15 protein-coding genes are annotated in these 15,445 nt (G+C 57.8%); 12 read left to right on the top strand and 3 right to left on the bottom strand.

Translation table 11 applies throughout. The features are described from left to right. The first annotated feature begins 102 nt into the window (after positions 1-102). The 4 genes from CKF42_RS12595 to glnB all read left to right on the top strand — a co-directional run bounded on the left by CKF42_RS12595 (position 103) and on the right by glnB (position 4,058). Entirely contained in the window at positions 103-1,530 is a 1,428-nt protein-coding gene (locus tag CKF42_RS12595) for a HAMP domain-containing sensor histidine kinase (RefSeq protein ID WP_009088686.1), read from the top strand. A 3-nt stretch (positions 1,531-1,533) separates the two neighbouring features. Beyond that, positions 1,534-2,202: a two-component system QseEF-associated lipoprotein QseG gene (gene qseG, locus CKF42_RS12590; RefSeq protein ID WP_009088688.1), complete on the top strand. Its 669-nt coding sequence runs from the start codon at positions 1,534-1,536 to the stop codon at positions 2,200-2,202. Next, positions 2,202-3,536, top strand: a complete 1,335-nt coding sequence (glrR, locus tag CKF42_RS12585; protein WP_111208324.1) for a two-component system response regulator GlrR — start codon at positions 2,202-2,204, stop codon at positions 3,534-3,536. Before qseG ends, glrR begins: the two co-directional genes overlap by 1 nt. A 183-nt stretch (positions 3,537-3,719) precedes the next feature. Further along, positions 3,720-4,058, top strand: a complete 339-nt coding sequence (gene glnB, locus CKF42_RS12580) for a nitrogen regulatory protein P-II (RefSeq protein WP_003848647.1) — start codon at positions 3,720-3,722, stop codon at positions 4,056-4,058. A 93-nt stretch (positions 4,059-4,151) separates the two neighbouring features. On the opposite strand, the gene hmpA is transcribed toward glnB, so the two are convergent. Next, positions 4,152-5,336 (bottom strand): NO-inducible flavohemoprotein, encoded by a 1,185-nt coding sequence (gene hmpA, locus CKF42_RS12575; RefSeq protein WP_111208323.1) that lies wholly within the window; start codon positions 5,334-5,336, stop codon positions 4,152-4,154. Between the two features lie 324 nt (positions 5,337-5,660). Here hmpA and glyA point away from each other — a divergent pair, with 324 nt between their 5' ends. Further along, positions 5,661-6,914, top strand: a complete 1,254-nt coding sequence (gene glyA / locus CKF42_RS12570) for a serine hydroxymethyltransferase (protein WP_009088694.1) — start codon at positions 5,661-5,663, stop codon at positions 6,912-6,914. Positions 6,915-7,042: 128 nt separating this feature from the next. Next, positions 7,043-8,191 carry a 3-phenylpropionate MFS transporter gene (locus CKF42_RS12565; RefSeq protein ID WP_058957396.1) on the top strand — a complete coding sequence of 383 codons (1,149 nt, stop codon included), beginning with the start codon at positions 7,043-7,045 and terminating at the stop codon, positions 8,189-8,191. Here CKF42_RS12565 and csiE read toward each other — a convergent pair. After that, the gene (gene csiE, locus CKF42_RS12560) at positions 8,173-9,441 is read right to left on the bottom strand and encodes a stationary phase inducible protein CsiE (protein WP_111208322.1); all 1,269 of its coding nucleotides are present in this window, start codon (positions 9,439-9,441) and stop codon (positions 8,173-8,175) included. The genes CKF42_RS12565 and csiE overlap by 19 nt on opposite strands. Positions 9,442-9,596: 155 nt before the next feature. Here csiE and CKF42_RS12555 point away from each other — a divergent pair, with 155 nt between their 5' ends. From CKF42_RS12555 to CKF42_RS12545, 3 genes are all read left to right on the top strand, one after another. Continuing rightward, positions 9,597-10,223, top strand: a complete 627-nt coding sequence (locus tag CKF42_RS12555; protein WP_009088701.1) for a DUF1007 family protein — start codon at positions 9,597-9,599, stop codon at positions 10,221-10,223. Continuing rightward, positions 10,214-11,194: a nickel/cobalt transporter gene (locus tag CKF42_RS12550; RefSeq protein WP_058957397.1), complete on the top strand. Its 981-nt coding sequence runs from the start codon at positions 10,214-10,216 to the stop codon at positions 11,192-11,194. Before CKF42_RS12555 ends, CKF42_RS12550 begins: the two co-directional genes overlap by 10 nt. A 203-nt stretch (positions 11,195-11,397) precedes the next feature. Then, on the top strand, positions 11,398-12,411 hold the full coding sequence (locus CKF42_RS12545) for a TIGR04086 family membrane protein (protein ID WP_046102373.1): 1,014 nt from the start codon (positions 11,398-11,400) through the stop codon (positions 12,409-12,411). A 59-nt stretch (positions 12,412-12,470) separates the two neighbouring features. On the opposite strand, the gene suhB is transcribed toward CKF42_RS12545, so the two are convergent. Then, positions 12,471-13,274, bottom strand: a complete 804-nt coding sequence (gene suhB, locus CKF42_RS12540; RefSeq protein WP_009088706.1) for an inositol-1-monophosphatase — start codon at positions 13,272-13,274, stop codon at positions 12,471-12,473. Between the two features lie 132 nt (positions 13,275-13,406). Between suhB and trmJ the strand changes: the two genes are divergently transcribed. The 3 genes from trmJ to CKF42_RS12525 all read left to right on the top strand — a co-directional run. Then, positions 13,407-14,144 carry a tRNA (cytosine(32)/uridine(32)-2'-O)-methyltransferase TrmJ gene (gene trmJ, locus CKF42_RS12535; protein WP_009088708.1) on the top strand — a complete coding sequence of 246 codons (738 nt, stop codon included), beginning with the start codon at positions 13,407-13,409 and terminating at the stop codon, positions 14,142-14,144. A gap of 145 nt (positions 14,145-14,289) precedes the next feature. Next, positions 14,290-14,787: a Fe-S cluster assembly transcriptional regulator IscR gene (gene iscR, locus CKF42_RS12530; protein WP_009088710.1), complete on the top strand. Its 498-nt coding sequence runs from the start codon at positions 14,290-14,292 to the stop codon at positions 14,785-14,787. Between the two features lie 88 nt (positions 14,788-14,875). Continuing rightward, on the top strand, positions 14,876-15,445 hold a 570-nt coding region (locus CKF42_RS12525), incomplete at its 3' end, for an aminotransferase class V-fold PLP-dependent enzyme (protein WP_146239937.1).

The raw sequence follows: 15,445 nt of genomic DNA, 5'->3' as shown, positions 1-15,445 counted from the left end.
TCCACGGCAGGCCACTGAGCCTGCCGTTTTCTTTTCTTCCTCTTTCTTCCGTCAGCAGAGTCCGCTAGCATCCTGTCAGCACTCTTTTAAGGAAGCGGCCGCGTGAAAAAATGGCGTTTATTTCCCCGTTCTCTGCGTCAGCTGGTGCTGATGGCTTTCGTGCTGGTGTTGCTGCCTTTACTGGTGCTGGCCTGGCAGGCGTGGGAAAGTCTCTCTGCGCTAAGCGAGCAGGCCGCTGACACCAACCGCAATACGTTTACCGATGTTCGCCGCAGTGAGGCGATGGCGCGCACGGCGGTGGAGCTGGAGCGAAGTTATCGTCAGTATTGCGTGCTGGACGATGCCTCACTGGCCCGCCTCTATCAGACCCAGCACACCCGCTACAGTCAGATGCTGAGTTCGCACAGCGCCAGCCTGCCGGAACTGCCCGTCTTTCAGACGCTGCAGGCCACCCTGCCGCTGCTGACGCCACTGAAATGTGATAATGGCAATCCGGTGCCGGTTGCCGCAGAGGCGCTGGATCGCTTTTCAGCCACCAACGCGCAGATGGTACAGGACACGCGTGAAGTGGTGTTTGCGCGCGGCTTACAGCTGCAGCGCGAAATTGCCGATCGCGGCCAGTTTTTCGGCTGGCAGGCGCTGATTCTGTTTATCATCAGCCTCGCGCTGATGACGCTGTTCACCGGCATGATTATCGGACCGGTCAAGCGTATCGAGCGGATGATCAACCGGCTGGGAGAAGGGCGGGAGCTGGGGAACAGCGTGAAGTTTCGTGGCCCGCGTGAGCTGCGGTCGCTGGGACAGCGCATCGTCTGGCTGAGCGAACGGCTGGCCTGGCTGGAAACGCAGCGCCATGAATTTCTGCGCCATATCTCTCATGAACTGAAAACGCCGCTGGCCAGCCTGCGCGAAGGCACTGAACTGCTGGCGGATGAGGTGGCTGGCTCGCTGAATGCCGATCAGAAAGAGGTGGTCGCTATCCTCGACGGCAGCAGTCGCCATCTGCAGCGCCTGATTGAACAGCTGCTTGATTACAACCGCAAACTGGCCGATGGCCCGATTCGGCTGGAGCCGGTCAGCGTGGTGGATGCGGTCGGGTCGGTGGTGAACGCGCATGCACTCTCGGCCCATGCCAGAATGATGCAGACGGTGGTCGACCTTAAAGTCAGCCACTGTCTTGCTGAACCCACGCTTCTGGTGCGGGTCATCGATAACCTCTACTCGAACGCCGTGAACTACGGCAGCGAATCCGGTACCATCTGGCTGCGCAGTCAGCAGCAGGGGGATCGGATCTGGATTGATGTCGCCAACAGCGGCACGCCGATCCCGCCGGAAGAGCAGGCCATGATTTTTGAGCCGTTCTATCAGGGCAGCCAGCAGCGTAAAGGGCCGGTCAAGGGCAGCGGGCTGGGTCTGAGCATTGCCAAAGATTGCCTGCGCCGGATGCAGGGCGACCTGACGCTGGTTGCCTGCGAACAGGCGGATGTCTGTTTTCGAATTGAACTGAACACCACAGCCGGGAACGTCTGACTGATGAAATATTTACCCGCTTTGCTGCTGAGCACGCTGGCGACGCTGCTGCTCAGCGGATGCACCACCGCACCGGCCACCTCCTCTCTGCCGTCTGGTCATCAGGTGGCGGAGCCGGAGGTGACGGTCGCTGACTACCTGGCGACCCGCTGTAACGATCTGTGGCCGATAGAGAAGAGCGCGGCGCTGAGCAATCCCCTCTACTGGATGCGGGCGATTGACTGCGCGGAACGCCTCTCTCCCGCCGAAGCGAGAGCCGAAGCCCACCGCTGGCCGGCAGAGAGCTGGTCGCGCGCGTTCAAGCAGGGCGTGCTGATGGCCAATGGCAACGTGACCCCCGTAGAGCGCCGTGACTATGTGGCAACCCTGGATCGCTACAACAGTGATTTTCCGCCGTCCGTGCGCCCGCTGATTCAGCTGTGGCGCAGTAACCAGACCGCGCAGCTTGACCTGAGCGAAGCGCGCACCCGCTATGCGCATCTGCAACAGAGCAGCGACCTCCAGCAGGAGACGCTCCGCCAGCAGATGGTTAAACAGCAGCAGCAGCTCAGCGATACCCAGCATAAGCTGGAGCGGCTGACGGACATTGAGCGTCAGCTCTCCTCGCGCAAAGCCCCGGATGTCTCTGAAAACGGCCACGGCACCGCGCTGCCACAGGATGAGGAGCAATAATGGTCAGACAAGCGGCAAAACTGCTGCTGGTGGATGACGATCCCAGTCTGCTGAAGCTGCTGGGCATGCGTCTGAGCAGCGAAGGCTATCAGGTCACCACCGCAGCCAGTGGACCAGAGGCGCTGCGCCTGCTGCAGAAAGAGAAGATTGAGCTGGTGATCAGCGATCTGCGCATGGATGAAATGGATGGCCTGGCGCTGTTTAGCGAGATTCAGAAACGCCATACCGGTCTGCCGGTGATTATCCTGACCGCACATGGGTCGATCCCGGATGCGGTTTCCGCTACGCAGCAGGGGGTGTTCAGCTTCCTGACCAAGCCGGTCGACCGCGATGCGCTCTATAAAGCGATTGATGAGGCGCTGGCCCAGCAGGCGCCGGTCAGTGATGACCGCTGGCGGGAGGCGATTGTGACCCGCAGCCCGCTGATGTTAAGGCTGCTGGAGCAGGCCCATATGGTGGCGCAATCGGACGTCAGCGTGCTGATCAACGGGCAGAGCGGCACCGGTAAAGAGATGCTGGCGCAGGCGATCCACGCCGCCAGCCCGCGCAACGGCAAGCCGTTTGTCGCCATTAACTGCGGCGCGCTGCCGGAGCAGCTGCTGGAGTCAGAGCTGTTCGGTCACGCCAAAGGTGCCTTCACCGGCGCGGTCAGCGCCCGCGAAGGACTGTTCAAAACCGCGGGCGGCGGCACGCTTTTCCTGGATGAGATTGGAGACATGCCGCAACCCTTGCAGGTCAAGCTGCTGCGGGTGTTGCAGGAGCGTAAGGTCAGGCCGCTGGGCAGCGATCACGACAGCGAGATCGACGTGCGCATTATCTCCGCCACCCACCGCGATCTGCCTAAGGCGATGGAGAAAAAGGAGTTTCGTGAGGATCTCTTCTATCGTCTCAATGTGGTGAATCTGAAAATTCCGGCGCTACATGAGCGCACCGAAGATATTCCGCTGCTGGCTAATCATCTGCTGCGTCAGGCTGCGGAACGCCATAAACCGCAGGTGCGCAGTTTTTCAGTCGATGCGATGAAGCGTCTGATGGCCGCCAGCTGGCCTGGCAACGTGCGTCAGCTGGTTAACGTGATTGAGCAGTGCGTGGCGCTGAGCTCATCGCCGGTCATCAGCGATGCGCTGGTGGAGCAGGCGTTAAGCGGAGAAAACAGTGCGCTGCCCACCTTTGCCGAGGCGCGCAATCAGTTTGAGCTGAACTATCTGCGTAAGCTGCTGCAGATGACGAAGGGCAACGTGACCAATGCCGCGCGACTGGCTGGACGCAACCGTACGGAGTTCTATAAGCTGCTCTCCCGTCATGAGCTGGATGCCAGTGATTTCAAAGAGTAGGGCAGGCTGAGACGGGCGAGCGGCAGGTTGCCTGCTGAGGCCCGGATCGTGGCCGGGCATGCTCCCGGCGCTGACAGCGCTTGCGGCAACCTGAAGAATCCCGGATATTAGCGCCCGACAGCGCCAGCAACATTTATACTTGATAAACCCTCTGACCATGGAGGGAGTGAAAAAGGGTCTGACATGAAAAAGATTGATGCGATTATCAAACCATTCAAGCTCGATGATGTTCGTGAAGCCTTAGCGGAAGTGGGCATCACCGGGATGACCGTGAGTGAGGTTAAAGGCTTTGGTCGCCAGAAAGGGCACACCGAGCTGTATCGCGGCGCAGAGTATATGGTCGACTTTTTGCCGAAAGTGAAGATCGAGATGGTGGTGGGCGACGATATCGTTGATACCTGCGTCGAGACCATTATGCGCACGGCGCAGACCGGCAAAATCGGTGACGGTAAAATCTTTGTCTTTGACGTTGCGCGCGTGGTGCGAATCCGTACCGGCGAAGAGGATGAAGAGGCAATCTGATGCCCTCCTGCGCCTTGCGTATATCCGCTGCTGCCAGCATTACCCTGCATCGTTCAACAGATTAAGCCCGCGCTGCGGGCTTTTTTACGCTCATTACATGCCTTTATGCGGGCCAAACAGTTCGTAATGAATGCGTGTGTCTGCCACGCCGGCATCCCGCAGCTGCGCCACCACGTGCTCCATAAAAGCCAGCGGACCACAGAGATAGAAGTGGGTGGCGGGTGAGGCCAGCCGTGCAGAGAGGGCGGTGATATCCATCACGCCCTGAGCATCATAGCGCCCGGCATCCTCAGCTGCGGGTTCGCGATACCAGACCCGGCGGGTGAAATCGGCCAGCTGTGCGCCTGTCGCGGCCACTTCATTGCGGAACGCATGCTGTCTGCCGTTCTCTGCCGCGTGCAGCCAGCTGACCGGCGCGCGATGATGACCGGCGGCCAGCGCATGCAGCATCGCCAGCATCGGCGTCTGACCCACGCCCGCGGAGATCAGCGCCACCGGCGTAGCAGGGGTGACCTCAAGGAAGAAATCCCCGTGCGGCGCAGTCAGCTGCAGCACATCACCTTCGCAGGCATGCTGATGCAGCCAGCCGGAGACGCTGCCCGCGGCTTCACGTTTCACCGCGATACGGTAATCTCTGCCGTTGCTGAGGTGAGTAAGCGAATACTGACGGATCTGACGATGGTCGAAACAGGCGGGCTGCAGATGAACGGTCAGATACTGACCCGGTTTAAAGGCCGCTACCGGCCCCCCGCCAACCGGCGTCAGGGTAAAGCTTTTGATCACCTCACTCTGCTGTTCAATCACGCTGATGCGAAACGCACGGGTGCCGCGCCAGCCACCGCGCTGGTTCTCTGTCGCCTGATAAATCTCCTCCTCACGCTGGATGAACAGATCCGCCAGCACGCCATAGGCTCGTCCCCACGCGGCCAGCGCCTCTTCACCCGGATTCAGCAGCTCGCGCAGCGTTGCCAGCAGATTCTCCCCGACGATAGCGTACTGCGCAGGCTGAATATTCAGGCTGGTATGCTTCTGCGCAATCTTCTCTACGGCGGGCAGCAGTACGGCCAGATTCTCCAGATTCGCGCCATAGGCGCAGAGGGCGTTAAACAGGGCTTCGCGCTGAGCACCGTTGCGCTGATTGTTCATGTTGAAAACGTTTTTCAGCTCCGGGTGGCGGGTCAGCATGCGTTCGTAAAAGTGCGCGGTCAGCTTCGGACCGCAGGCGGCGACGGCAGGGAGGGTCGATTTAACAGCGGCGATTGTCTGTGCATCAAGCATATCAGTGACCTCATTTTAAAGATGCATTTTAAATGCATCTTAATACCGTCTCGCTTCTGCTGTAAACCCGCCGGTCAGTTTTCACCGGCTGCCGGTGGCAACTTTTCCGTGCATCCGGAAAAAAGCGCCTGTTATCAGACGCGGATTCGGCGGGCCGGAGAGGGGAGAAAAGGTGTAAAAAAGCAGTGCCACCCGCCAGCCAATCGTTTGCGTAAAAAGAGGCGGTTCACCCTACCTTCACCTGTTAAAACGGTTTACACTGTTGGCCTTCGCTCCCAGAGGGGGCAAATACCGTCAGAAAGTTAGCTGAGTCAGGAGATCCGGATGTTAAAGCGTGATATGAACATTGCCGATTATGATGCCGAGTTGTGGCAGGCGATGGAGCAGGAGAAAGTGCGTCAGGAAGAGCACATTGAACTGATTGCTTCTGAAAACTACACCAGCCCGCGTGTTATGCAGGCGCAGGGTTCTCAGCTCACCAACAAATACGCTGAAGGCTATCCGGGTAAACGCTACTACGGCGGTTGTGAATACGTTGATATCGTTGAGCAGCTGGCGATCGATCGCGCAAAAGCGCTGTTTGGTGCCGACTACGCTAACGTGCAGCCTCACTCCGGTTCACAGGCAAACTTCGCCGTCTACACCGCGCTGCTGCAGCCGGGCGACACCATCCTTGGGATGAACCTGGCGCACGGTGGACACCTGACTCACGGCTCACCGGTTAACCTCTCCGGCAAACTCTATAACGTGGTTGCTTACGGTATCGATGAAACCGGTAAAATCGACTATGACGAGCTGGCTGAACTGGCGCAGACCCACAAGCCAAAAATGATCGTGGGTGGCTTCTCTGCCTACTCCGGCGTCTGCGACTGGGCAAAAATGCGTGAAATCGCCGACAGCGTTGGTGCCTGGCTGTTCGTCGACATGGCGCACGTTGCCGGTCTGGTCGCGGCTGAGGTCTATCCGAGCCCGGTTCCGCATGCGCACATCGTCACCTCCACCACCCACAAAACCCTGGCGGGTCCGCGTGGCGGCATCATTCTGGCGAAGAACGGCGACGAAGATTTCTACAAAAAGCTGAACTCTGCGGTCTTCCCGGGCGGTCAGGGTGGTCCTCTGATGCACGTTATCGCCGGTAAAGCGGTAGCCTTCAAAGAGGCGATGGAGCCGGAGTTCAAAACCTACCAGCAGCAGGTGGCAAAAAACGCCAAAGCGATGGTAGAGGTGCTGATTGAGCGCGGTTACGACATCGTCTCTGGCGGAACCCATAACCATCTGTTCCTGATCGATCTGGTGAGCAAAAACATGACCGGTAAAGAAGCGGATGCCGCACTGGGCCGTGCCAACATCACCGTCAACAAAAACAGCGTGCCAAACGATCCGAAGAGCCCGTTTGTCACCTCGGGTATCCGTATCGGTACCCCGGCCGTCACGCGTCGTGGCTTTAAAGAAGCAGACGTGCGTGAACTGGCTGGCTGGATCGCGGACGTGCTGGACAACGTCAATGACGAAGCGACCATTGAGCGCACTAAGCAGAAAGTGCTGGAAATCTGCGGTCGTCTGCCGGTCTACGCTTAATCGCTAACCTGTTGTAAGACACCACAAAAAGGATGGCATCTGCCATCCTTTTTTATTGCCTGTCCGGTGGCGCTCTGCCAGAGTAGCGCCCACCTGTGCTGCAAGGCAGCAAACCTGCTGGAGGGAATATGGCAATCGGCTCCGCCAGATGGCTCGGACTGGGCTACTTCACTTACTTCTTCTGTTACGGCATCTACCTGCCATTCTGGGGCGTGTGGCTGAAAGGCACCGGCCTGGATGCAGAAAAAATCGGCCTGCTGCTGGGCTGTGGCATGGTGGCGCGCTTTGTCGGCAGCCTGCTTATCGCGTCTCAGGTCAGAAATCCTGCCCGGCTGATTACGGCGCTGCGGCTGCTGGCCCTGATGACCTGCCTGTTCATCATCGGATTCTGGGTGGGTGAGCAGTGGATGTGGCTGATGGCGGTGATGATTGGCTTCAACCTCTTTTTCTCCCCGCTGGTGCCGCTCAGCGATGCGCTGGCCGCCACCTGGACACGGCAGATTGGTCTGGCTTATGGACCGGTGCGACTGTGGGGATCGCTGGCCTTTGTGCTCAGCTCGGCGTTAACCGGTGTGCTGGTCAGCGCCTGGACCTCCCAGGCGATTCTGCTGCTGCTGTCGCTGGGCGCGGTCAGTATGCTGGCCGGTATGATGCTGACCCCCGTCACGCAGCCACAGGGCGATGAGCGTCAGGGTGCCGCAGGTGGGGGCTGGCAGGCGTGGCGGGCGCTGCTGCGTGAGAATGCCGTCTGGCGGTTCATGCTCTGCGTGACGCTGCTGCAGGGGGCGCACGCCGCCTATTACGGTTTCAGTGCTATCTGGTGGCAGGAGAGCGGCTACTCCGCCTCGACGGTGGGCTATCTCTGGTCGCTGGGCGTGGTGGCGGAAGTCGTGGTCTTTGCCCTGAGCAACCGCCTGTTCCGTCGCTGGAGCGCCCGGGATCTGCTGCTGCTTTCAGGCATCTGCGCGCTAATCCGCTGGAGCCTGATGGGAGCCACTACCGCACTGCCGCTGCTGATAGTGGCGCAGATCCTCCACTGTGGCAGCTTCACCGTCTGTCATCTGGCGGCGATGCGCTTTATTGCGGCGCGGCAGGGAGCCGAAGTGATCCGCCTGCAGTCGCTCTACTCCGCCCTGGCAATGGGCGGCGGGATTGCGGTAATGACCATGATCTGTGGCGTGCTATTTACCCATCTGCAGGGCCACCTTTTCTGGGTCATGGCGCTGGTGGCGCTGCCCGCCCTGTTCCTTCGTCCCGGCTACGACTCCAGTAAATAACGAATACGCTGCTGATGGTGTAACGTCAGCGGCAGTTCGGCGTGCACCAGCGGCGGCGAGAAGAGAGGCAGCGAAGTAGGGTAGGGCGAGATGATGATATCCACATCACGCGGTGCGCCCTCCTGCTGAAACTGTCTGATATCCTGATAGGTAATATTGATCGGCAGCAGCGTGATCTCGCGGATCTGCTGCTCCACATCCTGCTCCAGCTGCGTATCATCCCCCGTCAGAATCAGCACCTGCTTCTCCTGCAACGCACTCTCCTGCATCAGCCAGGCACCGAAGATAATGGTCATTAAACTCACCTCTTCCGGCGTAAAAGCGACGCTGTAGTGCTGTTCAAACGGCTGTAGGGCCTGCTGCGTGGTGCGCAGCAGACGGGGATAGAGGCGGCTGACATCCAGCGCGACGCTGTTGTCGATACCGATCTGGAAGTGGGTGCGCTCCAGCGCCTGGGCCAGATGCGGGTAGAGCTGGTTCAGCAACCCGTCGCGGTCAGCAAAGGTAACACCGGCGCACTGTTCGAAGTCATTGATCAACTGCTGCGTCGCCGTCATTAACTGCTGCTCGGCAGGATGATGAATGGCATGGGTCAGCGGCGTATGGATCTGGCTGAAGAGCAGCGTCCAGAAATCCGCTTCACTGATCGGCGGGGCCAGGTGGCAGCGTTTGCGCCAGTGGTGGATCACATCCTCGGCGGCCTGCCGCTCTGCCTTATGCAGCAGCCAGTGACGCTGCGCCTCACTGAACAGCACCGGCTGGCGCTCGCATAAGCCATATTTCATAAAAATCTGCAGAAAAAGGCGGTCGCGCTCGCTGAAATCCCGCTTCAGGCGCAGGCCGCAGTGCTGGATCAGTGCCTGCAGGTTGGTCTCATCCCACAGCGCTTTCTCAATCTTCATCACCTTCAGGCGCTGGCGCAGCGGGGCGGCAAAATGCGCGCAGACAAACTCCTGCGACAGACGCAGACTGCGCCGCAGGTTGTGCAGCAGACAGAGTCGCCGATTCAGCTCTGTGCCATGAAGACGAAAACTGCCGTCCACCATCTGGTGCAATTCCAGCTGGTGATATCGCTGTATCTCATGACCGACATCCGCGATATCCTGTCGGGCAACGGCAGGATCGACGCCATTAAGCTGGCAGACTTTCTCAAGTGTGAGCGCGGATGATGGCAGAAACAGCAGCAATAAAAGGTGGCACTGACGCTGTGAACGGGTGAAGAGTGGTGCCAAAGGGGTAGCAGAACTCATCAATCAGATTTCCAGCAGGCTATTTTGAGCTAAGAATAGTCAACCGCGTCAGCGCCTGTGCGCTTTGCGCAGTTTATTTGCCGGAGGTTTAAGGCGGGTCACAAAATTTTGTTACTTATAGATTCTTTTCATCGGGAACGTTACTTTATAACATTATGAAACGCGCACTTCTGACCTTACTGATGGCACTAAGTCCGGCTGTTGTGGCTCATCCTCACAGTTTCATCGACATGAAAACTGCGCTGGTGGCACAGGGTGACACCTTTACCGGTTTAAAGATGACCTGGACCATGGATGAAATCACCTCCGCCGATCTGCTTTATGATGCAGGCGACGCCAGACCGGGCAGCGTGGTGTGGAAAAAGCTGGCGGCGGGCGTGATGGCGAACGTTCTTGGCCAGCACTACTTTTCTGAAGTCTGGCATAACAAACAGCGGGTAAAGTTTTTGAATCTGCCAACGGAATATAATCTGTCACGCAATGGCCACAAGGCGGTGCTCGAATTTATTCTGCCGCTGGCGGAGCCGCCGACGCTGACCGGACAGCACTTTGAGATCCTGACCTTCGATCCCACTTACTTCGTCGATATGTTCTATGACAATCCCGGCGCCTTAACGCTGCCGCCTGCACTGCAGGGGCGCTGCCGCTTTACCCTGACGACGCCGAAACCCAATGATTCGCTGAAGCAGTATGCGCTGTCGCTGGATAAAGCCGATGCCCCCGCAGAGGAGATGGATCTGGGCCGCCAGTTTGCTCAGACGGTGGGGCTGACATGTCAGTAATGTCCACACCGGGGCGGGGATCGCGGCTCTGGCCACTCTGGCTGATGGCGGCGCTGCTGCTGAGCGGCGGACTGCTGGTCTGGATCTACTGGTCACAGATTCTGCTGCAGAGCGTGTTGTGGCAGAAAGATCTGCACCGGCAGATGACGCAACTGTTGCAGCAGGTGGCTGAGCAACCCCATCAGGCGGGTCTGTCGCTGGTGATTTTCAGCCTGCTGTATGGCGTGCTGCATGCGCTGGGGCCGGGCCACGGAAAAGTGGTGATCGCCACCTTTCTGGCGACCCATCCTGCCAGAGTGAAAATTAGTATCAGGCTGACGCTGCTCGCCTCACTGTTGCAGGGCTCGGTGGCTATCGGGCTGGTGACGGTGATGCTGGTCATACTGCAAACCTCGTCGCGGCAGCTGCACCTCAGCAGTTTCTGGCTGGAGAAGGGCAGCTATCTGCTGGTGATCGGTCTGGGTGTGCTGATGGGCTATCGGGCGCTGCGTGCCCTGTGGCGGGCTTTGCGTCCCCGGCCTGCGCCGCTGTTTCGCGCCTTCCAGCCCCATCATCAGCATGATGCGCAGTGTGGATGCGGACATGCGCACCTGCCAACACCGCAGCAGATGCAGGGAAGTGTCAGCCTGAAAACTCAGCTGCTGGTCGTGGTGTCGATGGGATTACGCCCCTGTTCCGGCGCGATCATGATGCTGCTGTTTGCCAAAGTGATCGGCGTTTATGGCTGGGGCGTGCTCTCGGCTGCGGTGATGGCGCTCGGCACGGCCCTCACCATTTCCGCCATAGGCGTGCTGGTTCAGCAGGCGCGCTCGGTGGCGCAACGGCTGGCGCAGCCCCGCGAAACGGCGGGCAGCGCGCGGCTGCTTATCCCGCTGCTGACCCTGACCGGCAGTCTGATTTTAATCGTCGCGGGTCTCGCCCTGTGGCAATCAGCCCAGCTGACGCTGGGCGGTGGTATCCGCCCTTTCTGAATTAAAAACGCAGCGGGAATAAAATAGCCGCTGCGTTCTTCTCTTCGCTAATCCGCTTTAAATTCACATCTTTATTATTTTCTCACGCCGCTTTAGTGGAGAAGTGACTATTTCCTGTCTACGCTGTTAATACCAAATCGGCACGTCGCCGTCGGGATGATAAAAGATCAAAGCAGCTTTCTTTTTTGCGAGGAGTATATTTCATGGCTGATACCCGTATTAATAATGGTTATACCGAAACGCTGGCGACCGGGCCCGCAGGATTACCGTTAAAGCGTATTTCCTGGAGCGCCGTATTTGCCGGTGTTATCTGCGCGCTTATCGTTCACATCATTCTGACGCTGCTGGGAACGGCGATCGGTGCCACCACCATTGATCCGATGAAAGAACAGAATCCTCTGGATGGCCTTGGTACGGGCGCACTGGTCTGGACGGCGATTGAGATGCTGGTTGCCATTGCGGCGGGTAGCTATGTGGCAGGACGTCTGGCGCAGCGCGAAGGCGCCATGCACGGTTTACTGATGTTTGGCCTTAGCACAATTTTCACTATTTACCTGGCAGTTACGCTGGCTTCCAGTGTATTAGGCGGCGCGATGAATATTGTAGGCTCCGGCTTCCAGGCGCTGGGTAATGGTATTTCCGCAGCGGCACCTTCGGTAACGCAAATGGCAAAAGAGAAGCTGCAGGAAAATAATATTAATCTGGATAACCTGCAGAGCGAACTGGAAACCACGCTGCGTCAGACCGGTAAGCCGGAATTACAGCCAGAGAATTTAAAACAGGATGCGAATAACGAAGCGCAGAATGCAGAGAATCAGGCGAACAATACCGCAAACCATCCGCAGACGGCCGATACCGATCTGGCTAACTGGTTAAAAGGTGTGATGGATCGTCATTCCGATACGCTGCAGGCCGCTGACCGTGATGCGCTGAAAAATATTATCAAGGCGCGTACCGGTAAAAGCGATGAGGAAGTGGATCAGATCGTTGCCAAAACCGAGCAGAGCTATCAGCAGGCCGTTCAGAAGTATCAGGAACTGAAACAGCAGGCTGAGCAGAAAGCGCGTGAAGCCGGCGAAAAAGCGGCCGCCGCCACTGCAAAAGCGAGCTGGTATGCCCTGATTCTGCTGATCATCGAAGCCGTGCTGGCGGGTGTGATGGGTATGGTGGGTCGTCGCACTCAGCCTCGTCAGGTGCTGGCGCACGAACGTCGCTAATCCCCTGTAACAGGCAATAAAAAAGGCGGCTGAGAAGCCGCCTTTTTTCTGTCTGAGACTTAGCGCTTTAACGCTTCGCTCAGCTCATCACGCATGGAGGAGAGCATCGCTTTCACCACGCGCGGATTACCGGCAACGATATTACCGGAGTGCATATAGCCATGGTTACCGGTGAAGTCTGTCACCAGACCGCCCGCTTCACGAACCAGCAGTTCACCCGCCGCAAAGTCCCACGGCTTCAGGCCGATTTCAAAGTAACCGTCCACGCGACCGGCGGCCACGTAGGCCAGATCCAGCGCAGCTGAACCGGTGCGGCGGAAATCGGCGCACTGCGTAAAGAGTTTGGTCAGGATGTTCATGTAAGCCGGTGCATGCTGCTTCATCTTGAACGGGAAGCCGGTTGCCAGCACGGTGCCATCCAGATCGCGGGCAATGCTGCCGCGCAGACGATAGCCGTTCAGCTGGGCGCCCTGACCGCGTGAAGAGGTGAAGAGCTCATTGCGCATCGGATCGTAAACGACCGCGACTTCAGTGCGGCCTTTAATGCGCACAGCGATAGAGACAGCGAAATGGGGCAGACGTTTGATGAAGTTTGAGGTGCCATCCAGCGGATCGATAACCCATTGAACGTCCTGATCTTCGCCCGCCAGCTCACCGCTTTCTTCGGTGATGATGGTGTGTTTCGGGTAAGATTTACGAATGATTTCGATAATCAGGCGTTCTGCTTCACGGTCAACATTGGTTACGAAGTCGTTGCTGCCTTTCTGGCTGGCTTCGACGGCGTCCGGGGTTTCATAATATTTGGCAATTAAATTTCCGGCCTTGCGCGCTGCGCGCACGGCAATGTTGAGCATTGGATGCATCGGTATCTCTCGCTGGATGTTAAAGAACGGGGAAAACGGCGCGGAGTATAGCAGTGTGTTCGGTAAATGTCCTGCTTTATGTTAGGATTCTCCCCACTGATTTTACTGACCCGTTTCTGAGTATCCCTAATCATGCTGCAAAATATTCGTATCGTTCTGGTTGAGACCTCTCACACCGGTAACATGGGCTCCGTTGCGCGCGCCATGAAAACCATGGGCTTAACCAACCTCTATCTGGTGAATCCGCTGGTCAAGCCCGACTCACAGGCCATCTCACTCGCGGCGGGTGCCAGCGACGTTATCGGCGACGCGAAAATCGTCGACTCGCTGGATGAGGCGATCGCCGGCTGCAGCCTGGTCGTGGGCACCAGCGCCCGTTCCCGCTCACTGCCATGGCCAATGCTGGATGCGCGTGAGTGCGGCGTGAAAAGTGTGGAAGAGGGCCAGCAGGCACCGGTCGCGCTGGTCTTTGGGCGTGAGCGCGTCGGCCTGACCAACGAAGAGTTGCAGAAGTGTCATTATCACGTCGCGATTCAGGCTAATCCGGAGTACAGCTCGCTGAATCTGGCGATGGCGGTGCAGATTATCGCCTATGAAGTGCGCATGGCATGGTTACAGTCGCAGGAGCAGGCCAGCCCGGCACCGAAGTATGAAGAATCGCCTTATCCGCTGGTCGACGACTTGGAGCGCTTCTATCAGCATATGGAACAGATGATGCTGAACAGCGGCTTTATCCGTGAAGCCAATCCTGGTCAGGTGATGAGCAAACTGCGCCGTCTTTATACCCGCGCGCGTCCGGAACGCGATGAACTCAACATTCTGCGCGGCATGCTTTCCTCCTTTGAAAAGCCAAAAAGCGATAAAAAATAATAGGTTAATAGTTGACTGAATTACCAGGTTAAATAGTTGAGTGTTTTACCAGGTTAAATAGTTGACCAATTTACTCGGGAATGTCAGACTTCAGAGCATCTGTTGCTAATCCTCCGATAACCGGACGCTATTGAGGTCGTATGCTATGAGACTGACATCCAAAGGACGTTATGCCGTTACCGCAATGCTGGACGTTGCCCTTCACTCCCATGAAGGCCCGGTCCCGCTGGCTGATATTTCAGAGCGTCAGGGCATTTCGCTCTCCTATCTGGAGCAGTTATTCTCGCGGCTGCGTAAAAACGATCTGGTCTCCAGCGTCCGGGGACCGGGCGGCGGTTATCTGCTGGGCAAAGCGTCCAATACCATCTCTGTCGGTGAAGTGATCACCGCCGTGGATGAGTCTGTTGATGCAACGAAGTGCCAGGGGAAAGAGGGCTGCCAGGGTGGCGAACGTTGCCTGACCCACGTACTGTGGCGCGACCTGAGCGTGCGCATCAGTGACTTCCTGAATAACATCACGCTGGCTGAGCTGGTGAACAATCAGGAGATCCTGGATGTCGCCGACCGGCAGAATGCGATTGATAATCGCCGCTTCCAGAGCCCGCGTACTCAGGAAATCAACATCAATCAGCGCGCCTCGTAATCCCCCCTGTTGCGGCCCTTACTGCTAACGCGGTCAGGGCCGAATCTGCTATAAAGACGTATGATTTTTTATACGGAGCTGTAGCGCAATGAAATTACCGATTTACCTGGATTACGCCGCCACCACGCCGGCCGATCCGCGTGTGGCCAGCAAAATGATGCAGTTTCTGACGCTGGATGGCACGTTCGGTAACCCGGCCTCGCGATCGCACCGTTTTGGCTGGCAGTCTGAAGAAGCGGTCGATGTTGCGCGTAATCAGATCGCCGAACTGGTCAATGCCGATCCGCGTGAAATCGTCTTTACCTCAGGCGCCACCGAATCTGACAACCTCGCAATCAAAGGTGCGGCCCACGCCCATCAGGCGCGCGGCAAACATATCATCACCAGCCGGACCGAACACAAAGCGGTACTCGACAGCTGTCAGCAGCTGGAACGTGAAGGCTTTGAGGTCACCTGGCTTACGCCAGGCACTGACGGCATTATCTCCCCTGACCAGCTGCGGGCGGCGCTGCGCGACGACACCATTCTGGTCACCCTGATGCACGTCAATAATGAAACCGGCGTGGTTCAGGATATCGCCGCTTTTGGTGAACTCTGCCGCGAACGTGAGATTCTGTTTCATGTGGATGCGACCCAGAGCGTCGGCAAGCTGCCTGTC

The sequence above is a fragment of the Pantoea sp. ARC270 genome, assembly GCF_003236725.1.
Lineage (GTDB): Bacteria > Pseudomonadota > Gammaproteobacteria > Enterobacterales > Enterobacteriaceae > Pantoea > Pantoea anthophila.
Note: the sequence above shows the minus strand (reverse complement) of the source record. Positions and strands in the feature narration are given on the sequence as shown.